This window comes from Flavobacterium psychroterrae (assembly GCF_018380615.1).
In the GTDB taxonomy this organism is placed as follows: domain Bacteria; phylum Bacteroidota; class Bacteroidia; order Flavobacteriales; family Flavobacteriaceae; genus Flavobacterium; species Flavobacterium psychroterrae.
Window position 1 is genome coordinate 425,142 of sequence record NZ_JAGYVZ010000002.1, and the last position, 24,225, is coordinate 449,366.

Sequence of the window (24,225 nt, forward strand, 5' to 3'; positions counted from 1 at the left end):
GTCTGTATTTAAAAAGCTATTATTTGTTGAATGCTTTGATGAAATCTTCAAATTTAGTTTCGAATTTATCAAAACCTTCAGAGAAATATACGCTCATTTCTGCTTCAGTTTTGTCGCTGAATTTCAAATAATATACTCCGTTATAATATTTAGTTTCATAGTCACCATCTTCTTTTTCAGTATGCTGAACTATATCTGCTATTTTAGTTCCATCTTTCTTAGAAACTAAAATTAATTTCATGTTTTTGTTGAAGTTAGCAACGGCACCTTCTGTTACTTTTAAGTTGTAATTGCTTATGTCAGTATAATATGTTGGAGAATTATAGTTAGTAGGGCGAACCAGGCTTTTTTCTAATGCAGCATCATCTGCTGCAGCTGCAGCTAAATCAACATCTGCAATAATAACAAAATTGTCCATCAATTGAATCAATCCATTCGCTTTACCTCTGTATTGAACAAGTGCATCGTTATCAATTAAAGCATCAATACTTGCAGAACTTCCTATGTTAAAACTGATTAAGTTTTTTGCATTATAAGTAAGACTCGCTTTTGAAGTATTTTCGGCAGCTTTTTTACCACTCATTTCCCAAGTATAACCATCATTTAAGATCATTTTGTAAGCGAACTCATCTGGTGATTGGTTTTTTGAAGAATATTTAGCAGTTTGAGTAAATGAAGCAGCTTGCACATTATCAATTGTTAAAGTAGCGTCTGATGAACTAGGAAGAAAAATGTTGTCATTTATTTCTTTAGTTCCGTTATATCCATCATAAAGTTCCACTTTTACAGTAGAAGAAACACTTTTTGCAGATAAAATAGCGTTGTTAGCTGTTTGTGATTTTTTAGCAGGAAAAACAAATTTTAATTCTGTAGTTGATTCAGTTTTAGTCCAGCTTTTTGCAGTATTATTCCACGTGTAAACACCGTAAACACCAGATACATTTAGAACATCTTCTACTTTGTTATCATTTTTTCCATTAAAAATGTCAATACCTTTAAGATCCAATAATATATTTAAATTTTCAATTGCTGCAATAGCGCTTGAACTTTTTGACTTATCTAACTGAACTAACATTTCATTAGCTTCAGCTTCAAGTTTAACTTTTTGATCTGCAGGAGTTAAAGCAGAATAAGGTTGTTTAACAAGTGCTGCAATTTGTTCAGCAAGAGTTAGATCTTTTACTGGCTCTTTCACTGGTTCTTTTGTAGGTTCTTCTGTTACCGGTTCTTTTTCGGGCTCAGTCTCATCGCTGGAACAAGAAATGGCAAATTGAGAAAGAACTACTGCGCATAAAAGTAATTTTTTAATCATAATGGTGTATTTAAAGAGTTTAATCAATTTTAGTTTTGATCTTTTTTCAAGCCGCAAGGTAGTATTTAGGTTTGTATTTTCTTTACGGGAAGCCGTAAAGATGTAAACTTTTTTCTAATAAATAAAACCAAATGAAAGTGTAAAGAATTTATACTATTATATATTGACAGATAAGTTTTTTACCTTTGTTTACTGTTTTTAAAACCAAAATATAAATGTTATACTCAAAAATAGAGGGAGAAGGAAAACCTTTCATCATCATGCACGGATTTTTAGGAATGTCTGATAACTGGAAAACTCTTGCAGGGCAATATGTAGAATCAGGATTTCAGGTTCATATATTAGACTTAAGAAATCACGGTCGAAGTTTTCATTCAGATGAATGGACTTATGAAGCCATGGTAAAGGATGTATTCGAATATTGTCAGGCAAATAATTTGACCAAAGTTGATGTTTTAGGACATTCAATGGGCGGTAAAGTAGCCATGCTTTTCGCAACTACACATCCGGAAATTGTAGATAAATTAATTGTAGCTGATATAGGTCCAAAATTTTACAAACAACATCATCAGGATATTTTGGCAGGATTAAATGCAATTGACTTTTCAGTAAAACCCAGCCGAAATGATGTTGAAGCTACTTTATCTGAATATGTTCCGGATTTTGGAACACGACAATTTTTATTAAAAAACTTATATTGGCAGGAACCCGGACAATTGGCTTTCAGATTTAATCTGGAAGTTTTCAATACTAATTTAGACGCCATAGGAAAAGCTTTGCCGGATGATTTGGTTTTCAATAATCCAACATTATTTATTCGTGGAGGAAATTCGGGATATATTCAGGATTCAGATTTTGATTCAATACGTCAGCATTTTCCGGATGTTAAATTCGAAACAATTCCAAATGCCGGACATTGGCTTCATGCCGAAAATCCCAAAATGTTTTTTGAATTAACAACTGAATTTCTAAAAGAATAATTTAGCCACTCCCGATAGCTATCGGGATAAAAAGATTTTCAAAGATTAAAAATTAGAAATTGAAAAAAAATCCTTCTAATCCTTTTAATCTCTAGCAAAAAATAATATAAAAATCATTACATTTATTTAAACTTTAAATTAGAAAAGACATGAATTTTTTACTCAGACTTCTTGTTACTGCAGCTTTGGTTGTGTTAATTGCTAACCTTTTGCCAGGTGTTCACGTTGCCAGTTTTGCTACTGCTGTAATCGTAGCAGTTGTTTTAGGATTGCTAAATCTTTTTATAAAACCTATATTAGTTATCCTGACATTACCTGTAACCTTTATTACTTTAGGTTTGTTTTTATTGGTAATTAATGCCATTATTATTTTGTTATGTACCAATATTGTTGGCGGTTTTGCAATTGATTCATTTTGGACAGCATTGTTCTTTAGTATCATATTGTCTCTGCTTCAATCTGTTACCTATAAAATACTTGGAGACGACAAATAGAATAAATATTGAAAACGTATTTTATACGACTTCAAATACAATAGACTAAAAACTTGGTTGGGTTGCAAAAATTTTATAATTTTGCAACCCAATTTTATTATGTAAATTAAAGAAGACGATGGATATCAAAAGAGTAGCAATAAACGCTGTGAATGAAACAATTGTAATGACAGTTGTTCACATGGATTATAAAGGTCAAGTAGCAAAAAGAATAAACGAAAAAATGCCTTTGGCTACTGTTAAAGGTTTTAGAAAAGGACAAGTACCTAAAGACCTTGTTGAAAAACAATACGGAAAAGCAATTAAGCAAGAAGAAGTTCAAAAAGTTGTTGATTTGGCTTTAGAGCGTTTTGTTCAATCTGAAAGATTAAATCTTTTAGGAACTCCTCTTGCAAAAGAAAACGAAAACTTTGACTGGGATGCTGAAGAACTAACTTTCGAATACGAAATTGGTTTAGTACCTAACTTCGAAATTGATTTAGAAGCTAAAAACGATATCGTAAAATATATTGTTACGGCTGATGATAAATTAATCGACGGACAAGTTGAGCGTATCCAAAAACAATTCGGAAAAGCAATTCCACAAGAAGTTGTGTCTGCTGATTCAGATTTGACAGGAACTTTCTCAAACGAAGAAAAAGGAATCGAAAATACAACTACAATTTCATTATCTACATTCAATAAAACTGCTGCTGATAAATTCATCGGTAAAAAAGTAGGTGATGTTGTTGCAGTAAGCACAAAAGGTTTATTCGAAGACGATCACCAATTAATGGACTACCTAAAAGTAGGTCATGATGATGTTCACGGTTTAGATATCGAAGTAAACTTTACTATCGAAGCAATCAACGGAGCTGAATTAGCTGAATTAAACCAGGATTTATTTGATAAACTTTTTGGTGAAGGAAAAGTAGCTTCATTAGAAGATTTAAAAGCTAAAATTAAAGAAGATGCTGAAGCACAATTCGCACAGCAAGCAGATCAAAAATTATTGTTAGACGTTCAGGATTTCTTGATCGAAAATACAAAATTTGATTTACCGGCTGAATTCCTTAAAAAATGGTTGCAAACTGTAGGAGAGAAAAAACTTTCTGCAGAAGAAGCCGAAGTTGAATACGCAAGATCTGAAAAAGGATTACGTTTTCAATTAATCGAAGGAAAAGCAATGGCGCAAAGTAATATCCAAATTACATTTGAAGATTTGAAAGCTTTTACAACAAAATCTATCAGACAACAAATGGCTCAATTTGGACAAACAAATCCAACTGACGAAGAAGTTCAAGGAATCGTGGCTAGAGTTTTATCTAACCAGGACGAAGTAAAAAGACTTTCTGAGCAAGTGGTTGCTGAAAAATTGTTAGAGGTGTTTAAAGAAAAAGCAAATCCTACAACTAAAGAAGTAACTTACGAAGAATTTATTGCTGCTTCTTACGGAGAATAATTTCTAAAAGTAATTATATTGGAGCGTCAGGAAGTTTTTTCCTGACGCTCTTTTGTTTTAATTTATTTTTTGATTACTTTTCAGGAGCTAATCCAGCTATCCGTTACAATTTTTTTCATGTCTGCCTTTTTTTGTAAGGTAAAAAAAGAGCTTCCGTTGGTCGCTTTTTTTTACCAACAAAAAATAGTTGCCATTTCAAAAAGCTTTTCACTACTATCTGGGCTAGAAATAAGACAAATTGACATCCTTTAGAAAGAGGTACAACCTTTGATGGAAGAATATACAAGATATTACGTAAAACTTAGACACATAAAATATGAACTACGGTAAAGAATTCAAAAAATTTGCTACAAAGCACCAGGGAGTAAACGCAATGTACTACGACAAAATCGTAGCAGCAATGAACCCAACAAATATGACTCCATATATTATTGAAGAACGTCAGCTGAATGTTTCTCAATTAGATGTGTTTTCAAGATTAATGATGGACAGAATTATCTTTTTAGGAACTGGTATCGACGATCAAATCGCAAACATCGTTCAGGCGCAGTTACTATTTTTAGAAAGTGCTGATGCATCAAAAGATATTCAAATTTATCTAAATTCTCCTGGAGGAAGCGTTTACGCAGGACTAGGAATTTATGACACAATGCAATACATCAAACCAGATGTAGCAACAATTTGTACAGGTATGGCAGCATCTATGGGAGCTGTATTATTATGTGCAGGAGCTGCGGGAAAACGTTCGGCTTTACCACATTCAAGAGTAATGATTCACCAGCCATCAGGAGGAGCACAAGGTGTTGCTACAGATATGGAAATCAACTTGCGTGAAATGTTGAAATTGAAAGATGAATTATATAACATTATTTCACAACATTCAGGGCAATCTTTTGAAAGAGTGCACAAAGACAGTGAACGTGATTACTGGATGAAAGCTGACGAAGCAAAAGAATACGGAATGATTGATGAAGTATTGAGAAGAAGTTAAAAAATAGTTTAAAGTTTCCAGGTTTCAGGTTTCAAGTTAACCTGAAACCTGAAACAATTTTTAAACTTGAAACAAAAATAAAGTTAATAGGTTACTAAGTTTTTGATGTTTTAGTGATAAATATCAGAAACTTAGTAACTTTGCGACTTATGTAACTAAAAAAGAATGGCTAAAGTAGTATTAGAATGTTCGTTTTGTGGAAGAAAAAAGCCAGAAACCAATTTATTGATTGCAGGTATCAATGCACATATCTGTGATAAATGTATTGAGCAGGCACACGGAATTGTATTAGAAGAATTAAAATCAAGCGGAAGTGCAAAACTTGTGGGTGATTTAATTTTAAAGAAACCAAAAGAAATCAGAGCTTTTTTAGATCAATATGTTATTGGTCAGGATCAGACTAAAAAAGTAATGTCAGTTGCGGTTTATAATCACTACAAACGTTTAATGCAACAGCAATTAGACGACGAAGTAGAGATCGAAAAAAGTAACATCATCATGGTGGGACAAACCGGAACAGGAAAAACATTGGTAGCAAAAACTATCGCAAAAATGTTAGACGTTCCTTTGGCTATTGTTGATGCAACCGTACTTACAGAAGCTGGTTATGTTGGTGAAGATGTCGAAAGTATTCTGACACGTCTATTACAAGCAGCTGATTATGATGTAACCAAAGCAGAAAGAGGAATTGTTTTTATTGATGAAATAGATAAAATTGCCCGTAAGAGCGATAATCCATCAATAACACGTGATGTATCTGGTGAAGGTGTACAACAAGCTTTATTGAAATTATTAGAAGGAACAGTTGTAAACGTACCACCAAAAGGAGGACGTAAACACCCCGACCAGAAATTTGTTGAGGTAAATACCCAAAATATCCTGTTTATTGCCGGTGGGGCTTTTGATGGAGTAGAACGTATTATTTCTAAACGTTTAAACCGTCAGGCAGTTGGATATTCAACATCTAAAAATGTTGATAATATTGATAAAGACAATTTATTGCAATATATTATTCCAAAAGACATTAAAGATTTTGGTTTAATTCCCGAAATTATTGGTCGTTTACCAGTTTTGACACATATGGATCCTCTTGACAGAGAAACTTTACGTGCAATTTTGACACAACCTAAAAATGCCTTAATCAAACAATATCAAAAATTATTTTTAATGGATGATGTTGAATTTAATATTACTGATGAAGCATTAGATTTTATTGTTGACAAAGCATTAGAATACAAATTAGGAGCTCGTGGATTACGTTCGTTATGCGAAGCAATCTTAACAGATGCTATGTACGAATTGCCAAGTTCTGATGATAAAGTTTTGACAATCGATGAAGATTATGCAAAACATACTTTGAATAAAAATTTATTGAAGCGCATGGAAATTGCCTCTTAAATCTTAAAATAAATTTGTCCAGTTTTTAAATTTGACAAACTTAATACAAACCTGTTCATTATTTGAACAGGTTTTTTTATACTTTTCCAATACTGTTTTCGTTTCTGTTTTTATGTAAATTGGCATTATGAAAAAAATATTCCTCGCTATAAATTTGATTCTGATAGTATCCTGTAATAAGAATAAGGAAGCTGATAAAAAGGCTTTTTCTTTTACTGAAAATACAATAGAACATATTACTGTAAACCCCCGAAACGAAATTAAAGAGCCTGATTATACTCTTTATTATAAAGAAGCACAACAATATTGTAAACGAAATAATCTGAATCAGAATAAATTTATTCTCATAGATTTAAGTATTCATTCCGGTTTAAAACGATTCTTTGTTTATGACTTTAAAGAAAGCAAAATCATAAAATCATATACAGTAAGTCACGGTTGTGGAGATAATGATTGGGGCGCAACAATGTCAAAAGAAGATGCACCAATAAGCAATGAATTTGATTCACATTGTTCCTCAATAGGTAAATTTGTTATTCTGGATCGCGGCGTAAGTCAATGGGGGATAAAAGTGAATTATATATTGCAGGGAAAAGATAAAACAAATTCACACGCCAGAAGCCGCGCTATAGTTTTACATTCCTGGGATGCTATTTCAAGTGCAGAAGTTTATCCCAAAGGAAGCCCCGAGGGATGGGGTTGTCCAGCCGTTTCTAATGAAAGCATGAAAGAAATAGACGAGATTTTAAAACAGAATAGCAAAGTTTTAATGTGGATTATAAAGCCATAATTTTATTTACGGCTTTTTTATTATCTTTATTTAAATAACTATTAAAGTTTGAGTTATGGATAAAACTATTGAAGATTACGATGGCAATGTACTTTTATGGCAGATTATAAACGTTATTGGACTTTTAATAATCCTATATTTATTATACCTGCTGATTAAATTTTTAAGAAAAAGAAACAGATCAAATAATTAAAAAAGAAATTATAATCCCGGTTTATGACCGGGATTATTTTACTGAACCCTAAATTTCTCCCGATATTCAAGAGGTTTCATTCCCACCATCTTAAAAAATACCTTTCTAAACGCCTTTGGATCATTGTAACCCGTTTTCTCGATAATTTCAGAAATCGAAAGCTGCGTTTGCTCCAGATATTTCTTAGAACTTTCAACTCTGATATTCTGCAAATATTCAATTGGCGGAATTCCCGTAACTTGTTTAAACCTTCTTGTCATGTTTCGCGCACTTGTGGGAATATCTTTTGTGATTTCTTCCAGTTTTTCAATAGAATGATACTGACTTTCTATTTTGTGCTGAAGCATCGCAACCAAAGTATCATTATGCAAATGATTTGGTCTGAAAGTACTGAAATAACTCTGTTTATATCGGTTTAAATCAATCGAGAAAATCTTTGCAATCTGAACAGCAATTTCATTTCCACAATATTTCTGAACCAATAAAATCAATAAATGAAACGTTGAGGTAGAACCGCCGCTCGTATATAAACTGCCGTCAGCCGTTAAAGTTTCTTCGGGTTTTAATTTTACCAAAGGAAAAGCCTTTGTAAACGCACTGCACGCATCAACATGAGTTGTAGCAAGTTTTTCATTTAATAATCCCGAAGCGGCAAACAAAAAAGCTCCCGTACAAAAACTTGCCAATTCAGCTCCGTCTTTATGTTGCTTTTTTAACCACGGAATAAAATTCATGTTCTTAGCAATCATTTCCACCATATTATCAGTTGTAAAAGCAGGAATCAAAATCAAATCTAAAGTTCCATTTGACTCTTCGATTGAATTCACTTCATATCCAAACAAACGTTCTTCACTGATTTGTTCAATCGATTGAAAAATCATAATTTCAAAAGGCTTTTTAGTTTCTTTAAAAAGATTATTAGCCGTTTCAAAAACTTCTAAAATCGCGGCTATACTTAATAACTTATAATCATGCGGAACAATTAAACCTACTTTCGTGCTCATAATTTCGTGGTCTTTATAAAGTTGCATTATACACAAAAGTAATTATTTTGTCTTAAATGACCCTAAAGTTGACTTTTAATGTATCATAAAGCTGAATGTAATATTTTAAATTTGCTTTAATAATTGTAATTTTATATAAATAGATATTCAATTCTAACAAAAAAACAATGATAACGGTACAAAACACGATTCATGCATCAATTGATAAAGTCTGGCAGTTTTGGACATTACCGAAGCATATTCAAAATTGGAATATTGCGATAGACACTTGGTATACAGCATCTGTAGAAAATGATTTGAAAGTTGGAGGAAAGTTCAAATACAAAATGTTAAAAAAAGATAAAAGCTTAAGTTTTGATTTTGAAGGTATATATACTAAAATCGAAAATTTATCTTTAATAGAATATAAACTTCTTGATAACAGAACAGGAAAAGTAAGTTTTGAAAAAAATGAAAATCAAGTAACAATTACCGAAGATTTTGAACCAGTAAAAGAAGATTCTGAAAGCATGCAACAAGAATGGTGTCAAACAGTTATTGATAATTTCAAAAAATATATCGAAGCTTTTTAAAAGCCAATTAAAATAGAAAAAACTAATTCAAATAAAACACAATTACAATGATAACAGTACAAAGCACGATTAATGCATCGATAGATAAAGTTTGGGAATTTTGGACATTACCGGAACATATTAAAAACTGGAGTTACGCCTCAGCAGAATGGCATTCACCTCATGCTGAAAATGATTTAAGAGTTGGAGGAAAATTTAAAACCACTATGGCAGCAAAAGACGCAAGTATAAGCTTTGATTTTGGAGGAGAATATACTTTGGTAGAAAAAAACAAAGCCATAGAATATGTTCTTGAAGATGGCAGAAAAGTTGAAATTACTTTTGAAGAAACACCAAACGGAGTGGAAATCACCGAAAGCTTTGACCCCGAAACTGAAAATTCAGATGAAATGCAGCAAGGCGGATGGAATGCCATCCTTGATAATTTTAAAAGTTATGTAGAAAGTAATTAGTTTTTTTTAAGGTGCAAAGCTACATAGAGACAAAGGGTTTAATTGCTAAAAATAGAAATTAAACTTAAAAAACTTTGCGACTTCGCGTCTTTGCGAGCAAAAAACTTAAATTATCTTACATCACTTATATGGTTTAAAAATATAAAAAGCAGCAATTATGACAAAACAAATTTGGCTGAATTTGCCGGTAAAAGAGGTGGCAAAATCAAAAGCTTTTTTTTCGAAAATAGGATTCTCTTTTAATAAAGAACACGATACACCAAGCTCAACGGCAATGATTGTAGGTGAAGGAAAATTTGTAGTGATGCTTTTTGAAGAAACATTATTTGCCGGTTTTACTAAAAACAAAATTACAGACACACAATCAAGTTCAGAAGTTTTGATTTCAATTGATGCCGAAAGTGTTTCAGAAGTTGATGAACTGGCACAGAAAGTACAAGATGCAGGCGGAACAATTTTTGCGCCTCCGGCAGAAGAACAGGGCTGGATGTATGGTTTTGGTTTTGCAGATTTAGACGGTCATCGATGGAACGTTTTATTTATGGATTTTAATAAACTATCATAATTATGGAAACTTTAGAATTTAAAATCAGAATCAAAGCTCACCCGGAAAAAGTCTGGTCGGTTTTATGGAATGACGAAACCTACAGAAAATGGGCAGGAGTTTTTTATGAGGGATCATATGCAATAAGTGATTGGAACGAAGGTGGAAAAATACACTTTTTGGGACCTGATGGAGGAGGAATGAATAGCATAATCGAGAAAAAAATCCAAAATGAATATATGGCTTTTAAGCATTTGGGAGAAGTTAAAGATTTTAAAGAAATACCTGTTAATGAAGAAACAGAAAAATGGAGCGGCGCTATGGAAACCTATCGATTAACTCCTGATGATGAATTTACAGATCTTGTAGTTGAAGTTGATGTAGTCGAAAAATTTATTGATTATTTCAAGGAGGCTTTCCCAAAAGGGCTGGAAATAGTAAAAGAACTTTCTGAGAATTAGAGAATAGAAGAAAGAGAATAGAAGAAAGAGAATAGAAGAAAGAGAATAGAAGAAAGAGAATAGAAGGAAGATAGTAGAGGAAAGGGAATAGGAGAAGAAAAGTAGAGATTGCTAAACAAACAAAAAACAAAAATATCATGGCAACATCAGTAAACCCGTATTTAATTTTTAACGGAAATTGCGAAGAAGCATTTCTGTTTTACAAATCAGTTTTTGGAGGAGAATTTCCGTATATCGGAAAATATAAAGACATGCCCGCCGACGAAAATGGAACTGGTCCTCAATTATCAACGCAGGATGGCAACCGAATCATGCACGTCTCGCTTCCTATTGGACATACCATTTTAATGGGAAGCGATAGTCATCCACAATTAGGAGATCCGGGTTTGTCAGATAATTTTTCAATCTCTATCAATACAGAAAGCCAGGACGAAGCAGACAAGATTTTTAACGGACTTTCGGCTGGAGGCAAAGTTGAAATGCCTATGAATAAAACATTTTGGGGCGCATATTTCGGAATGTTCAAAGACAAATTTGGTGTCAATTGGATGGTAAATTTTGATGAATCAGAACCTATGAAATAATTTCAGAAAATCCTTCACCACGAATTTGTGATAATTAAAAAGTTACGTTATTTTAATAGTAGAACATTATTGTTAAATTACTTCAAAAAGCACATTCATATGTGCTTTTTCTTTTCAAAAAAACAAACAATATCCTTTTTTATCAACAATAGATTGCCGATTTTTGTCGCTTCTTAAAATCAAGACATAAAATGGCAATAGAAGGTAAAGAGATTATTTTATTAAAAGTTTCAGGACACGATAAAATAGGAGTAACGGCAGGTTTAACAGCAGTATTAGCAACTTACGATGCTAATATTCTGGATATTGGTCAGGCTGATATTCACGACACACTTTCTCTGGGAATTTTGTTTGAGATCGAAGCCGGTTCAAGTTCAGGACCAGTTTTAAAAGATTTACTATTCAAAGCCTACGAACTTGAAATTAAAGTAAAATTCATTCCAATTTCTATTGAAGATTATGAAACTTGGGTAAAATCGCAATCAAAACAACGATATATTATTAATATTTTAGGCGAAAAACTCGCAGCTTCACAATTGGCAGCGGTTACTAAAATAATGTCAGATCAAAACCTAAATATTGATTCTATTATAAGATTAACAGGACGAACATCTATTGTTGAAATAGAAGAATATCCTCGTTCCTGCATACAATTATCCGTAACCGGCGAAATTGTAAACAAGATCATCATGACGGCAAGTTTCATGGAGATTTCAAGAACTTTAAATGTAGATATCTCATTTCAGGAAGATAATATTTACAGACGAAACCGCCGTTTGGTTTGTTTCGACATGGATTCGACTTTGATTCAAACCGAAGTAATAGACGAATTGGCAGAACTAAACGGAGTAGGTCCGCAAGTTCGCGCCATCACAGAATCTGCAATGAATGGTGAAATTGATTTCAACGAAAGTTTCAAACAACGTATGGCGTTGCTTGAAGGTTTGAGCGAAGATGTTTTGCAAAATGTAGCCATCAATTTACCAATCACAAAAGGCGCCCGCCGTTTAATGAAAGCCTTAAAATATTACGGATATAAAACCGCGATTTTATCCGGAGGATTCACTTATTTTGGAGAATATCTGCAAAAAGAATTGGGTATCGATTACGTTCATGCCAATCAACTAGAGATCAAAGACGGTAAATTAACCGGTAAATATTTAGGCGAAATCGTAGACGGGCAAAAGAAAGCCGAATACCTAAAAGCAATCGCCGAAAAAGAAGGAATCCACATCAACCAAACCATTGCAGTTGGTGACGGAGCAAACGATTTGCCAATGCTAAACTTAGCAGGTTTAGGAATCGCCTTCCACGCAAAACCAAAAGTAAAAGAAAGTGCTTCAACCTCAATTTCAAGTTTAGGACTTGACGGAGTTTTATATTTATTAGGATATCACGACAGGTATATTGATATGATGTAGTATCAACATAAAGAATGTCAGTCTGAGGAACGAAGAATCCCAGTAAGTAATGCGACAATCAAAATAATAGACCAACCTTAGTTTTTTAATAAAGCTAAGGTTTTTTTATGGGCATGTCCCGCCGAAAAAAGCGGGTCGGGCTATTCGTTACAATCTTTTGTGCCGAACCCTGGCACAAAAGGATTTCCTCTTCTATCCCTCATGCATTTAGTGGAATCATAGGTTTTAATGAACTGCTTGCTGCTTGAGTTGGATATGTATTATATTTAATTTGTAGAGTTCCTAAATATATTGTTTTTTGATTGTAAATGTATTTTTTTTACATATCCTGACCAACTAAAAATCAAAACGATTAGGCTGGTTAAAATAAGTGCTAAAGCTTTTGTGAAGGCTCCAGTTTCTAAAAATTCAACATTAAATCCATAAGTAACAGATATTAGATACAAAACATATCCAATAATTCCACAATAGATAATTGATATAAAAGGTAGTGTGTTTTGACCTAATAAATAAAATTTCAATTGGATTATTCCCAGCAAAAAAATAATCCATGCAATACAATAAATCATAAACTTCAGATATCCTTTAAAACGATAATCGTGAGGTCCTTTCATTACATAACTGGGATCGTAGTCAATTTTTATGAAAATTGTAAATAAGTAAATGGTGATCAATGAAATGATCGAAATTATTACGTAATTATAGTTTCTGATGATTTTCAATTTCAGTTTTTTACATTTCTTTCAACTGCTCCAAATAATCTCTCTGATTCGAAAGTCTAGGGATTTTATGCTGTCCGCCAAGTTTGTCTCTTTCCTTAAGCCAATCATAAAATAAGTTTTCACGAGCTACGTTAATTACCAATTGATTTAAAGTCATATTGTTATGACGTTTTGCTTCGTAATCAGAGTTTAAAGTTTGTAGTGTTTCATCCAGAACTTTCTGGAAAAGACCTACATCAGCAGGTTTTTTCTTGAATTCAATCATCCATTCATGAGCGCCTTTTTCTTTGTCCTGCATAAAAATAGGAGCAACGGTATAATCAATAACTTCGGTTTGAGTAAGCTGACACGCTTTCGCAATTGCCTGATCTGTATTTTCGACCATTAATTCCTCCCCAAAAACATTAATATGATGTTTAGTTCTGCCGGTAACGCGAATTCTATAGGGGTTTAAAGAAGTAAAACGAACCGTATCACCAATCAAATAACGCCATAAACCGGAGTTAGTCGTAATCACAATTGCGTAATTTTTATTCAGTTCAACATCGGCCAATCGAACCACTTTTTGGTTTGGAGTTCCAAAAGTATCCATTGAAATAAATTCGTAGAAAATACCATAATCCAGCATCAACAATAAATCGCTCGAATTGTTCAAATCCTGAATGGCGAAGAATCCTTCAGAAGCATTATATATTTCGTAGTATTTAAAATCCTTGCTAGGTAAAATTTTCTTGTATTGTTCCTTATAAGGAGAAAAACTCACACCACCATGAAAGTAAACTTCCAGATTAGGCCAGATTTCCAATAAACTTTCCTTACCGGTATTTTCTAAAACTTTATTCATTAAAACGAGCATCCATGAAGGAACTCCCGCAAAACTGGTCACATTTTCTGTTTTAGTTTCATTTATAATTGCAGCAATTTTAGCTTCCCATTCGCTCATTAATGAAGTTTTACTGCTTGGCGTGCTGCTAAATTCTGCCCAAATAGGCATATTCTCAATCAATATCGCCGATAAATCTCCAAAATAAGTATTGTTGTTTTCGTAAATCTGAGAACTTCCGCCTAAGCGAAGACTTTTCCCCAAAAATAATTCCGAATCCTCGTTATTATTCAAATACAAACAAAGTAAATCCTTACTTCCTTTATAGTGACAATCTTCAAGCGCTTCGTTACTAACCGGAATAAATTTACTTTTAGCATTTGTAGTTCCGCTGGATTTTGCAAACCATTTTATTGGAGTTTCCCAAAAAACACCTTGTTCACCCTGACGAGTGCGTTCGATCAAAGGCTGTAACTCCTCATAAGTCGCAATAGGAACCCTTTCAACAAAAGTAGCATATGATGTTATCGATTCAAAACCATATTGTTTACCTATAACCGTATTCTGTGACGCAGTCAATAAATTATGCAACAGCTCTTCCTGAACTTCATTTGGATATTTTAGAAAAAGTTCTATTTGATGTATCCTTTGTTTCAGGACCCAAGAGGCAAACGAATTGATTATTGATAACGGCATGGATTAATTTTAGATTTTAGATTTTTAGATTTCAGATTTTCAAAATCAAAGAAATTTAAAATTTGAATATCGATGGACAAATACTAACTTTGTCGTCGTATCAAAAATAGTGTTTTTTTGTAAAAAAAACCATTCTATTTTTACGAAAGATTCTAAATTCAATTGAATAAAGAATTATAATTACATCCGTCAAGGAATCTAAAATCTACAATCAGCAATCTAAAATATGACTTATCAAGGCGTACTTACAAAAATGCAAACTGAACTAGGAAATCCAATTCAATATTATTTGGTTTTCGAAGATAGTTTTCTAAACATGAATCAACTTTTGGATAAAGAGATTGAAATCAATTTTGCAGGTTATGAATGTTTGAATTGTCATAAAAAGAAAAAAATATTCCGTCAGGGATTCTGCTATGATTGCTTTTATTCCAGTCCGGCAGTTGGCGATTGGATTATGAGACCGGAATTAAGTACGGCACATTTAGGAATTGCAGATCGTGATTTAGAATATGAGCAAAAAGTGCAACTGCAGCCACACATTGTTTATTTGGCTCTTGCCAGTGAAGTAAAAGTGGGTGTAACACGTAAAACACAAGTTCCTACACGATGGATCGATCAGGGTGCTAATCAGGCAATTGCAATTGTTGAGGTTCCCAATCGATATTTAGCAGGAATTACAGAGATGGCTTTAAAAAGTCATTATACAGATAAGACAAATTGGCGAAAAATGCTCCAAAATACTTGCGGAGATTGTGATTTGATAGCTGAGAAAGTAAAAGTTGAAAGCTTAATTCCCGACGAAGCTAAAGAATATTTCTATTCGCAAAAAAATGACTTATATGAATTACATTATCCAGTTTTAAGTTATCCTGCAAAAGTGGCAAGTTTAAGCCTTGATAAAACCCCATCTTTTACCGGAAAATTAACAGGAATAAAAGGCCAGTATTTAATTTTTGAAAACGGAACAGTTTTTAATGTTAGAAGTTCAGAAGGATATGTTGTCACAATAAACGTCTAGATTTATAGGGTAATCGTCTATATATATTAGCTAACTGTCTAGTATTTGATTGATTATAAAATGATTTAAGTATTTTTAAATCCCTTTCAAAAGCAAAATGTGTGAATAATGATACATTTGATTACAATTTTGTAATGATTGCTTGTTGAAAGAATTTAATTTTAGAAAATAAAAGTGACTAGTTTTAAGCTAGTTAAATCTTTGATTTTTTTCAAAATTTAAATGAAGATTTAAAAATTCTTAAATTATTTAATACGATGGGTATTCTAAAAAAAATAAATGTTTTCAGGCGTGGATTGATGCGCAATCTTACTAAGAATATTGGGAAATCAGGATCACAGGAAGATATTATATTAGTCGATAAAACGGATATAAAAAGAATTTTGATCTGTAGACCAAATGGAAGATTAGGAAACTTATTATTGATTACACCTCTTGTTCAGGAAGTCACCGAAATATTTCCAAATTGTAAAGTAGATTTATTTGTTAAGGGAACGTTAGCTCCAATAATTTTTGAAAATTACGAAAACATAGATAAAGTAATTGACTTACCTAAAAAGCCTTTTAAAAATTTACTAAAATACCTTAATGTCTGGATTTCAATAAAAAGACAAAAATATGATATTGCGATCAATGTTGATCAAAATTCTTCCTCAGGACGTTTAGCAGTCCAGTTTTCAAATGCCAAATATAAATTTTTCGGAGATTCATATGAAGAATCTCAAATCTTGAAAAATGATTATGAGCATATCGCAAAATATCCCGTTTATAATTTTCGACACTATTTAACAAAATTAAGATTTCCAAAAAGCAATAAAATAATAGCACCTTTAGATCTTAAATTGTCTCCATCTGAAATTGCTGAAGGCAAGGAAATTTTAAATGACCTGTTCCACAATGATAAAAAAACAATTTGCATATTTACTTATGCAACTGGCGAAAAATGTTTGTCAGGAGAATGGTGGGAGAATTTTTATTCAAAACTTAAAGACGAATATGCTAACTATAATATTATTGAAATTTTGCCTGTAGAAAATGTTTCGCAAATTGCATTTAAAGCGCCTACATTTTATAGTAAAGATATTAGGGAAATAGCAGCGGTTATTGCAAATTCTAATTTATTTATTGGTGCTGATAGTGGAATAATGCATTTAGCAAGTTCAGCGCAAACACCAACATTAGGATTGTTTTCTGGGGCGAACATAAAAAAATACGAACCTTATGATAATTGCAGCTTCGGAATAGATGTTAATACATATACCAGAAAAGATTATTTGAATACTATAAATTCAATTTTGAATAATGGTAAATTAGATAATTATTCAAATGCAATATAATTGAAAATATAAATTACAAGTATAAAAAAGGCGATCTAATTTTAGATCGCCTTTTTTTGTTTTAGTTTTTCTTCTTGAATAGACCGTTTATTAAGTCACTCGCTTTTTTTGTAGCTTCCTGAGTTTTCTGTTCTTTCTCAGTTGCGGCTGCTTTTGTTGTATCTTTTGCCTTAGTGTTTTTATTGATTAAATCAGTAAGAGCCGAAGTACCTTTTTGAGTCAGCTTTTCTTTTTGCTGATTCACCAGTTGAGTCGTTAAACTTGTAACAGCAGATTTCATATCAGTTGATACTTTCGGATTAGAAAAGTTTCCTGTAATCAATGCATTAATCGGAATGTTTTGCAGTTTTGCAGCATCCGCAGGAGACATTTTTGCAATGAAAGCGTTTGCTTCACTACCTAAATATTTAGCAGGAACATCTAATTTTAAGTTATAATTCATGGTTTGGTCAAAACCATGAGTTCCGCCAACTGTAACTTTAATATCCTGATATTTAATATCAAAAGGTTTTACGTTTACTTTTCCGTTGTCAAAAGTCAAGGCTGCTTTAATATCGTTTAAATTCAACTTATTCATATCAAGAAATTTAATATTTGAAGTTAAAGAATTTAATACAGTTGAATTTTTAGCATTTATAGTTGTTGAAAGCAATTGACCGATTAAATCTCCTGAAATCGATTTTAAATCCGGAGTTAACTCGTTAGCATCCAGATTTCCGTTCAGTTTAACAGTTGAATTCAATTTTCCGTTGATGATTCCGGCAATAGGAGCAATCTTTTTCATCATGTCTAATTGCGTAAAAGTCTGTGCAATATCAACTTGGTTGAAACCTAAATTCATATCAAACGTAGGCACTTTTGTTTTTGTAGAAACCGTCCCTGTTAAACCAATAGTTCCCCCAAAAATTGATGTTTTGAAGTTTTCTAAAGTAGCTTTTTCATCCTTTACAATTAATTTTCCTGAAACATCTTTCAATTTTAAATTATCATATAAAACCGTAGTTGCTTTTGCATTTATTGTACAATTTAAAAAAGCAGGAATTTTCATTGCTTCAGCAGTTTTTGCTGGAGTTGATTTAGTTTCTCCTTCTTTTCCAGTTGCAGTTCCGGTTTTAGCAGGTTCACCAGTAGTCATAAAATCATCTACTGCTAATTGGTTTGAACTCATATTGAAGTTTCCTCTAAGCTCTTGTTTTTTAAACATAAAACCATAGAAATTCTCTAAAACCCCATTAATGCTTAAATCACTTTTCCCGGTTGTAGCATCAAATTTTTTCAAGTTAATTGTACTCGGATTGAACTCAACCAAAGCCTTACTAATGTTCATAGACTTGTTGTTTTCGTCAGTATATTTAAATCCTGACAAACTCATAGTTCCGGCATTTTTAATGTTTTGATATTGACTTTTTTCTACAGATGCCATATCAAATTGTGTCGTAACATCAGCTTTTAAAATACCTGCAAGAGGTTTATCAAGTTTAATAGGATATGCTTTTGAAAGATTCGCTAAATTGATTGTTCCTTTTAAAGCCGCATCGACAAAAGGATTTACGGTTACGTTTTTGATACTTGCTTTAGCGCTAAAAACGTCCTGATCAATTCTAAAAGTCAATTTGTCTAAATTAACGTAAGTATCATTTAAAATACCTGTTTCATTGATGATTTTTGTGTCAATCACAATATTCTGAACTGATTTTGGTAAGTTAGGATATTGAAAAGAAGCATTATTTGATGCAATTGCAATATTAAATTTAGGAACAGTTGTATCTGTCAATTGCCCTTTTGCAAAACCCACAATAGTAAAATCTCCTGTAGTTTTTACGCCATTTAAACTTGACGAATAAGCAGAAGGAATTAAACCTAAGAAATTGGTAAATGATGAAGTTGGTGTTTTAAACTTTAAATCATAGTTTTGACCTGCGTCAACCATCTGGATAAAACCATCAAATTCTAAAGGCAACTGGTTAATCAAAGCCTTATTTTCTTTAAAAGTATATTTGCTTTGTTCTAAATCAATTCCTAAAACAGCATCTAAAGTCAGTTTTACATTTTTCATGTAATTGATTTTATCCATGTCCAATGAAACATTAGCAGTAGATTTCGTAGTCAGATCTAATTTTGAATTCGTAAAATCTCCCGTTCCTTCGTGGTTTAAACTATCAATTACCATTTTAATTTTAGAGCCCTGATCAATATATCTAAAAGTAAAATTCTCGATTTTATAATTCTGAATTTTTAAGGAAAGAGGTTTGCTTTTATCGTCTTTCTTCGTTTCTTCTTTATCTTTTAAGGCAATATCAAAATTTCCAACACCATCTTTATTAAAAATAATATTGATTAAACCATTTGTAGAACTTATTCCCTGGATATTTAAAGGTTCATCTTTTCCTTTAAAAAGTTCCTTGATACTCATTTTTAAATTCAATTCTCCTAACGAAACCAAAGTATCGCCTTCAAAAGGTGCTTTGTTGATGATTACCAATTTTTCAATTCCAACAGTTGCGTTCGGGAAGTTTTTAAACAAACTTAAATCAGCATCGGCGAAACTTACTTTAGCATCAACACTTTCATTGATGGCATCAGCAATTTTAGCTTTTATTTGATCTTTAAAGAAATACGGAATAGCAAATAATGCGGCAACAATCACTACAAGAACAATGGCAGTGATTTTTAAAATTTTCTTTAACATATAAATAGATTTGAGGGTTTAAATTTATAATCGTCTCATGCAAAAATAGTTTTTTTTGATTGAGATCAAAGATAAAGTTTTCGTAAAATGTAGGAATATTTTTAAATTTGTTAAAAATAAAAATCCGCCTGAATATAGATTCAAACGGATTTGTACTGTTTTTATGATTTAAATTATTTTTTAATGAACGAAACAATCTTATTTGTCATGATTTCTGAAAGAGGCAAACTCTCATTAGTATAGCTTTCCATATTTGCCTGGTTATCACCTTCAATCGTTTTCATAATATGATTCATGTTCTCAACAATCAAAAGTTCTGCATTTTTATTGGCTTGCGATAAAAGTTCTGCATCTTTTACTGTTACCTGCAAATCTTTATTTCCTTGCAGAATTAAAATAGGGACAGTTAACTTTTTAATTTCGGTTTGAGGATTATATTTAAACCACGAAATTAAATAAGGCTGAATGCTTGCTCTAAAAAGGGAATTAAGCATTGGATCTACTTTTTTTACAGTATTTCCGCTTTTCAGACTGTCAATGATCGGGAACGTTAAATCTTCTAATTGCTTATTTGATTTTGATGCGATTTGTGCTTTTATCAATTTATCTGCAGATTCTCCAGTACCGGCAATCGATATAAATTTATTTGCTTTTGCTCCCGCAATCATACCTATTAATGAACCTTCGCTGTGGCCTATTATAATTACCTGAGAGAAGCGTTTGTCTTGTTTTAATAAATTAATCCAGCTTTTGGCATCTTCAGTATAATTTTCAAAAACCAGCGTTTGCTCAGAAACTGCTGATGCTTTACTTTCGCCAATCCCTCTTTTGTCATATCGTAACGAAGCAATTCCGTTTTTTGCCAGCGTTTCAGCCAGCATTTTCAGCGAATTGTTTTTCATCATCGGATTATTTCCGTTTCGATCTGTTGGTCCTGAACCCGAAATTATCAAGGCTACCGGATATTTTGTTTTTAAATCAGGCGTGGTCAGCGTTCCAAAAAGCTGATCTATATTAATTTTTAATATGATTGGAGACTCTTTAAACGTGATTCCGTTTTTGTCCTGAGCATTAGCAAAACTCAAAAATAAAATCGCAGCAACAGCAAATATTTTTTTCATCTTAATTAGAATTACTTAATGTTCAGCCCAAAAGGAAGCATTGCCTGAATTCCTTTTTGCTTTTGAAGTCTTTTTACCTGCTCAATCAGCATATAATTCTCCTCGCCAATTTCTTCTTTTATAAAAGCTTCTTTTGATTGTGCAAAAGGCAAATTAGAAAGTAAATCGTTGAATGTTTTTTCGTATTCAGGATAATTCTGAGTACTGTATGATTTTATTTTAGCAATTTTTGCAGCTTCGGCAATAGCGTCATTTAATCCTCCAATTTTATCAACAAGACCTATTTTCAAAGCTTCACTTCCTGACCATACTCTTCCTTGCGCAATTGCATCAACCTGAGCAAAAGTCATTTTTCTGCCTTCAGCAACATGGGTTACAAATGTGTTGTAAATATGTTCAACACCTTCTAAGGTAAAAGCTTTGAACTTTTCGTCAACTGGCACAAACGGACTATAATTAGCGGAGTTTTCGTGTGTTTTAACTTGTTCAGTATTGATTCCTAACTTATTGGCTAATGGACTAAAATTTGGTAAAATTCCAAAAACACCAATAGAACCTGTAATTGTGTTGCTTTCTGCAAAAATTTTGTTGGCATTACAAGCAATATAATACCCTCCGGAAGCAGCATAATTTCCCATGGAAACTACAACCGGTTTTACTTTTTTAGTGATTTCAATTTCTCTCCAGATCAAATCAGATGTCAAAGCGTTTCCACCCGGACTATCAATTCTAAGAACAATTGCTTTTACATCTTCGTCTTTGCGCGCCTCTTGTAGAGAACGTCGCATAGAACCTTCACCAATTACGGTAACATCTCCTTCGCCACTTTGTATTTCGCCTTGAGCATAAATAATAGCAATTTGATCTGTTGCTGAGTTAGTTAAAGCCGTTGTCACATTGTTTCGAGTGTAATCTAAAATCGAAATTTTATTATAATCATCATCACCCGTAACTTTTAATGCTTTTTTGATGGCATTATGATAGACATCTTCATAGGCCACAATATCGACTAAATGTTGTGCTTTTGCCATTTCCGGAGTTCTGGCTAATAAACCGTTTGCAATTTCATTTAATTTAGGAAGAGGAATATTTCTGCTTTTCGAAATATCACTAGAAACCGTCGTCCAGATTGAGTTTAAAAGAGCCGTAACTTGTTCTCTGTTAGCATCGCTCATTTTATTTTCTAAAAATGGTTCAACAGCACTTTTGTATTTTCCGTGACGAATCACTTCCATATGAATACCTGATTTATCCTGAAAATCTTTAAAGAACATCACTTCAGACGAAAGTCCTTTAAAATCTAAATCTCCTGCCGGATTGATGTAAACGGTATTGGCAACAGAATTTAAATAATATTCTTTTTGAGAATAAGTATTGGCATAAGCCCAGACAAATTTTCCTGATTTTTTGAAACTTTCAAGTGCATTTCTCAAATCTTTATATTGGGCTAATCCTAAAGAAGATTCATCGTTTAAAATTGAAATTCCTTTAATATTATCATCTTTTTTGGCCGCTTCGATTGCATTGATAACATCGGTTAAACCAACTTCTTTTTTATCTGAAAAAACAGTTACCCAAGGATCTTTATATTTTCCGGCATAATCGTTTTGAATTTGTTTTAAGTTTAATTCAATCACCGAATCGCCTTTGACAGAAACAGTATCATCTCCTCCAAAAATAGCTCCAATAAGAATTATTCCGAAAAAGAAGAACATAATAAATACAAAAATACCAACAACTGTGGCAATTACATTTCCTAAAAACTTCATAAGTATATTTTTTTTAATAAGTAGCGAATAAGGCTGGTTTGTTACAAATGTAATCTAAAAACAAATTATTTATCAGACACCATTTGATGAAAGACTTGTAGTTTTTACATTTTTAATTTCTAAATTAAAGATAGAGTATTTTTGTATTATGTTTCAAGTTTTTTAAGATAGTTATGGCAAATAAAAAATCAGATGCAGTTGGAAACTTCTCATTCTTGCCTTAAATAATATAGGTAATTTTAAAATAGTTTTAGTTAATTTGCAGTAATTATGAAGTCACAGCATCAAGTCGTTTTATCTATAGGAAGTAATCAGGGAAACAGGTTAGCAAACATCGAAAGTTGTATCGATTTAATACATCAGGAAGTAGGAACTGTTATCAGGGTTTCTAAACTATACGAAACTCCTGCATGGGGATTTGAAAGCGATGCATTTTATAATTGCGCTTTAGTTTTACACACCAATTCATCGGCACAAAAAATACTGAATCAGGTTTTAAAAGTTGAAAAACAATTAGGGCGAATCAGAACGGAGCAACAAGGTTACCAATCCAGAATTATCGATATTGATCTGATTGTTTTTGATGACCAGATTATTGACTCTGAGAAATTGCAAATTCCGCATCCTTTAATGCAAAACAGAAATTTTGTTTTGTTCCCAATGAAGGATTTAAAATTAGACTGGAAACATCCTGTTTTTCAAAAATCTATTTCAGAATTAATTACAAATTCTCCTGATGACGGGGTTTGTACAATAGTTCAGAATTTAAAAAATCCCTTGCGTGAAATTGCCCTTGAAAACTTTAATTATATTGCTTTTGAAGGAAATATTGGCGCGGGAAAAACCACTCTCGTGCAAAAAATTGCCGAAGATTTTAATGCTAAAACGGTTTTAGAACGTTTTGCTGATAATCCTTTTTTGCCGAAATTTTACAAAGATCAAAACCGATATGCTTTTCCGTTAGAAATGTCATTTCTGGCAGATCGTTATCAGCAATTATCGGATGACCTCGCGCAGTTTGATTTATTTAAAGATTTTATCGTAGCCGATTATCATATTTTTAAATCATTGATTTTTGCTAAAATTACCTTAGCAGAAGATGAATATCGTTTGTATCGCAACTTATTTGATATTATTTATAAAGAAATGCCAAAACCTGATCTGTACGTTTATTTGTATCAGAATTCAGAGCGTTTACTTCAAAATATCAAGAAACGCGGAAGAACTTACGAGCAAAAAATTGAAGCAGAATATCTTGATAAAATCAATAATGGTTATTTAGATTATATCAAATCCCAAACAGATCTCAATGTTTTGATTATAGATGTTTCTGATCGTGATTTTGTAAAAAAACACGAAGATTATCTTTTTATCTTAAATGAAATTCAGAAGAAAATTGGTTAATTAGAA

Annotated in this window: 22 protein-coding genes; 15 read left to right on the forward strand and 7 right to left on the reverse strand. The window is 32.3% G+C overall.

The window, feature by feature from the left end:
* Positions 1 to 19: 19 nt before the first annotated feature.
* Complete coding sequence (locus tag KHA90_RS03655) at positions 20 to 1,312, reverse strand: hypothetical protein (RefSeq protein ID WP_213295495.1); 1,293 nt, start codon at positions 1,310 to 1,312, stop codon at positions 20 to 22.
* 215 nt (positions 1,313 to 1,527) lie between these two features.
* On the opposite strand from KHA90_RS03655, the gene KHA90_RS03660 reads away from it, so the two are divergent.
* The 6 genes from KHA90_RS03660 to KHA90_RS03685 all read left to right on the forward strand — a co-directional run bounded on the left by KHA90_RS03660 (position 1,528) and on the right by KHA90_RS03685 (position 7,406).
* Positions 1,528 to 2,292, forward strand: coding sequence for an alpha/beta fold hydrolase (locus KHA90_RS03660; RefSeq protein WP_213295500.1), 765 nt, complete (start codon positions 1,528 to 1,530; stop codon positions 2,290 to 2,292).
* 149 nt (positions 2,293 to 2,441) lie between these two features.
* Positions 2,442 to 2,786, forward strand: coding sequence for a phage holin family protein (locus tag KHA90_RS03665; RefSeq protein ID WP_213295503.1), 345 nt, complete (start codon positions 2,442 to 2,444; stop codon positions 2,784 to 2,786).
* Between the two features lie 118 nt (positions 2,787 to 2,904).
* The gene (locus KHA90_RS03670) at positions 2,905 to 4,227 is read left to right on the forward strand and encodes a trigger factor (protein WP_213295505.1); all 1,323 of its coding nucleotides are present in this window, start codon (positions 2,905 to 2,907) and stop codon (positions 4,225 to 4,227) included.
* Between the two features lie 316 nt (positions 4,228 to 4,543).
* Entirely contained in the window at positions 4,544 to 5,218 is a 675-nt protein-coding gene (clpP, locus tag KHA90_RS03675) for an ATP-dependent Clp endopeptidase proteolytic subunit ClpP (RefSeq protein WP_213295507.1), read from the forward strand.
* A 165-nt stretch (positions 5,219 to 5,383) separates the two neighbouring features.
* Positions 5,384 to 6,616, forward strand: coding sequence for an ATP-dependent Clp protease ATP-binding subunit ClpX (clpX, locus tag KHA90_RS03680; protein ID WP_213295508.1), 1,233 nt, complete (start codon positions 5,384 to 5,386; stop codon positions 6,614 to 6,616).
* Between the two features lie 127 nt (positions 6,617 to 6,743).
* Positions 6,744 to 7,406 carry a murein L,D-transpeptidase catalytic domain-containing protein gene (locus KHA90_RS03685; protein WP_213295510.1) on the forward strand — a complete coding sequence of 221 codons (663 nt, stop codon included), beginning with the start codon at positions 6,744 to 6,746 and terminating at the stop codon, positions 7,404 to 7,406.
* A gap of 231 nt (positions 7,407 to 7,637) precedes the next feature.
* Here KHA90_RS03685 and KHA90_RS03690 read toward each other — a convergent pair whose 3' ends face one another.
* On the reverse strand, positions 7,638 to 8,603 hold the full coding sequence (locus KHA90_RS03690; RefSeq protein WP_213295511.1) for a GlxA family transcriptional regulator: 966 nt from the start codon (positions 8,601 to 8,603) through the stop codon (positions 7,638 to 7,640).
* 167 nt (positions 8,604 to 8,770) lie between these two features.
* On the opposite strand from KHA90_RS03690, the gene KHA90_RS03695 reads away from it, so the two are divergent.
* From KHA90_RS03695 to serB, 6 genes are all read left to right on the forward strand, one after another.
* Entirely contained in the window at positions 8,771 to 9,175 is a 405-nt protein-coding gene (locus KHA90_RS03695; protein ID WP_213295512.1) for an SRPBCC domain-containing protein, read from the forward strand.
* Between the two features lie 47 nt (positions 9,176 to 9,222).
* Positions 9,223 to 9,627 carry an SRPBCC family protein gene (locus KHA90_RS03700; protein WP_213295514.1) on the forward strand — a complete coding sequence of 135 codons (405 nt, stop codon included), beginning with the start codon at positions 9,223 to 9,225 and terminating at the stop codon, positions 9,625 to 9,627.
* 157 nt (positions 9,628 to 9,784) lie between these two features.
* The gene (locus KHA90_RS03705; RefSeq protein WP_213295526.1) at positions 9,785 to 10,192 is read left to right on the forward strand and encodes a VOC family protein; all 408 of its coding nucleotides are present in this window, start codon (positions 9,785 to 9,787) and stop codon (positions 10,190 to 10,192) included.
* 2 nt (positions 10,193 to 10,194) lie between these two features.
* Positions 10,195 to 10,632 (forward strand): SRPBCC domain-containing protein, encoded by a 438-nt coding sequence (locus KHA90_RS03710; RefSeq protein ID WP_213295530.1) that lies wholly within the window; start codon positions 10,195 to 10,197, stop codon positions 10,630 to 10,632.
* Positions 10,633 to 10,769: 137 nt separating this feature from the next.
* Entirely contained in the window at positions 10,770 to 11,216 is a 447-nt protein-coding gene (locus KHA90_RS03715) for a VOC family protein (RefSeq protein WP_213295534.1), read from the forward strand.
* A 191-nt stretch (positions 11,217 to 11,407) separates the two neighbouring features.
* Positions 11,408 to 12,637: a phosphoserine phosphatase SerB gene (serB, locus tag KHA90_RS03720; RefSeq protein ID WP_213295536.1), complete on the forward strand. Its 1,230-nt coding sequence runs from the start codon at positions 11,408 to 11,410 to the stop codon at positions 12,635 to 12,637.
* A 266-nt stretch (positions 12,638 to 12,903) separates the two neighbouring features.
* On the opposite strand, the gene KHA90_RS03725 is transcribed toward serB, so the two are convergent.
* Together KHA90_RS03725 and KHA90_RS03730 are read right to left on the reverse strand one after the other, a co-directional pair.
* Complete coding sequence (locus KHA90_RS03725; RefSeq protein WP_213295538.1) at positions 12,904 to 13,359, reverse strand: hypothetical protein; 456 nt, start codon at positions 13,357 to 13,359, stop codon at positions 12,904 to 12,906.
* Between the two features lie 10 nt (positions 13,360 to 13,369).
* On the reverse strand, positions 13,370 to 14,878 hold the full coding sequence (locus tag KHA90_RS03730) for a GH3 auxin-responsive promoter family protein (RefSeq protein ID WP_213295542.1): 1,509 nt from the start codon (positions 14,876 to 14,878) through the stop codon (positions 13,370 to 13,372).
* Between the two features lie 226 nt (positions 14,879 to 15,104).
* On the opposite strand from KHA90_RS03730, the gene KHA90_RS03735 reads away from it, so the two are divergent.
* Positions 15,105 to 15,899, forward strand: a complete 795-nt coding sequence (locus tag KHA90_RS03735) for a DUF2797 domain-containing protein (RefSeq protein WP_213295544.1) — start codon at positions 15,105 to 15,107, stop codon at positions 15,897 to 15,899.
* Positions 15,900 to 16,156: 257 nt separating this feature from the next.
* A complete protein-coding gene (locus KHA90_RS03740; protein ID WP_213295546.1) occupies positions 16,157 to 17,236 on the forward strand; it encodes a glycosyltransferase family 9 protein in 1,080 nt (359 codons plus the stop codon).
* A 61-nt stretch (positions 17,237 to 17,297) separates the two neighbouring features.
* Here KHA90_RS03740 and KHA90_RS03745 read toward each other — a convergent pair whose 3' ends face one another.
* The 3 genes from KHA90_RS03745 to sppA form a co-directional block, all read right to left on the reverse strand.
* Positions 17,298 to 19,925 carry an AsmA family protein gene (locus tag KHA90_RS03745; protein ID WP_213295547.1) on the reverse strand — a complete coding sequence of 876 codons (2,628 nt, stop codon included), beginning with the start codon at positions 19,923 to 19,925 and terminating at the stop codon, positions 17,298 to 17,300.
* Between the two features lie 173 nt (positions 19,926 to 20,098).
* Positions 20,099 to 21,046 (reverse strand): alpha/beta hydrolase, encoded by a 948-nt coding sequence (locus KHA90_RS03750; protein ID WP_213295548.1) that lies wholly within the window; start codon positions 21,044 to 21,046, stop codon positions 20,099 to 20,101.
* 11 nt (positions 21,047 to 21,057) lie between these two features.
* Positions 21,058 to 22,815: a signal peptide peptidase SppA gene (gene sppA / locus KHA90_RS03755; RefSeq protein WP_213295549.1), complete on the reverse strand. Its 1,758-nt coding sequence runs from the start codon at positions 22,813 to 22,815 to the stop codon at positions 21,058 to 21,060.
* 270 nt (positions 22,816 to 23,085) lie between these two features.
* Between sppA and folK the strand changes: the two genes are divergently transcribed.
* Entirely contained in the window at positions 23,086 to 24,219 is a 1,134-nt protein-coding gene (gene folK / locus KHA90_RS03760) for a 2-amino-4-hydroxy-6-hydroxymethyldihydropteridine diphosphokinase (RefSeq protein ID WP_213295550.1), read from the forward strand.
* Positions 24,220 to 24,225 lie beyond the last annotated feature (6 nt).

Coding starts and splice junctions, on each gene's coding strand:
- KHA90_RS03655 (WP_213295495.1), bottom strand. CDS start 1,312: ATGATTAAAAAATTACTTTTATGCGCAGTAGTTCTTTCTCAATTTGCC.
- KHA90_RS03660 (WP_213295500.1), top strand. CDS start 1,528: ATGTTATACTCAAAAATAGAGGGAGAAGGAAAACCTTTCATCATCATG.
- KHA90_RS03665 (WP_213295503.1), top strand. CDS start 2,442: ATGAATTTTTTACTCAGACTTCTTGTTACTGCAGCTTTGGTTGTGTTA.
- KHA90_RS03670 (WP_213295505.1), top strand. CDS start 2,905: ATGGATATCAAAAGAGTAGCAATAAACGCTGTGAATGAAACAATTGTA.
- clpP (WP_213295507.1), top strand. CDS start 4,544: ATGAACTACGGTAAAGAATTCAAAAAATTTGCTACAAAGCACCAGGGA.
- clpX (WP_213295508.1), top strand. CDS start 5,384: ATGGCTAAAGTAGTATTAGAATGTTCGTTTTGTGGAAGAAAAAAGCCA.
- KHA90_RS03685 (WP_213295510.1), top strand. CDS start 6,744: ATGAAAAAAATATTCCTCGCTATAAATTTGATTCTGATAGTATCCTGT.
- KHA90_RS03690 (WP_213295511.1), bottom strand. CDS start 8,603: ATGAGCACGAAAGTAGGTTTAATTGTTCCGCATGATTATAAGTTATTA.
- KHA90_RS03695 (WP_213295512.1), top strand. CDS start 8,771: ATGATAACGGTACAAAACACGATTCATGCATCAATTGATAAAGTCTGG.
- KHA90_RS03700 (WP_213295514.1), top strand. CDS start 9,223: ATGATAACAGTACAAAGCACGATTAATGCATCGATAGATAAAGTTTGG.
- KHA90_RS03705 (WP_213295526.1), top strand. CDS start 9,785: ATGACAAAACAAATTTGGCTGAATTTGCCGGTAAAAGAGGTGGCAAAA.
- KHA90_RS03710 (WP_213295530.1), top strand. CDS start 10,195: ATGGAAACTTTAGAATTTAAAATCAGAATCAAAGCTCACCCGGAAAAA.
- KHA90_RS03715 (WP_213295534.1), top strand. CDS start 10,770: ATGGCAACATCAGTAAACCCGTATTTAATTTTTAACGGAAATTGCGAA.
- serB (WP_213295536.1), top strand. CDS start 11,408: ATGGCAATAGAAGGTAAAGAGATTATTTTATTAAAAGTTTCAGGACAC.
- KHA90_RS03730 (WP_213295542.1), bottom strand. CDS start 14,878: ATGCCGTTATCAATAATCAATTCGTTTGCCTCTTGGGTCCTGAAACAA.
- KHA90_RS03735 (WP_213295544.1), top strand. CDS start 15,105: ATGACTTATCAAGGCGTACTTACAAAAATGCAAACTGAACTAGGAAAT.
- KHA90_RS03740 (WP_213295546.1), top strand. CDS start 16,157: ATGGGTATTCTAAAAAAAATAAATGTTTTCAGGCGTGGATTGATGCGC.
- KHA90_RS03745 (WP_213295547.1), bottom strand. CDS start 19,925: ATGTTAAAGAAAATTTTAAAAATCACTGCCATTGTTCTTGTAGTGATT.
- KHA90_RS03750 (WP_213295548.1), bottom strand. CDS start 21,046: ATGAAAAAAATATTTGCTGTTGCTGCGATTTTATTTTTGAGTTTTGCT.
- sppA (WP_213295549.1), bottom strand. CDS start 22,815: ATGAAGTTTTTAGGAAATGTAATTGCCACAGTTGTTGGTATTTTTGTA.
- folK (WP_213295550.1), top strand. CDS start 23,086: ATGAAGTCACAGCATCAAGTCGTTTTATCTATAGGAAGTAATCAGGGA.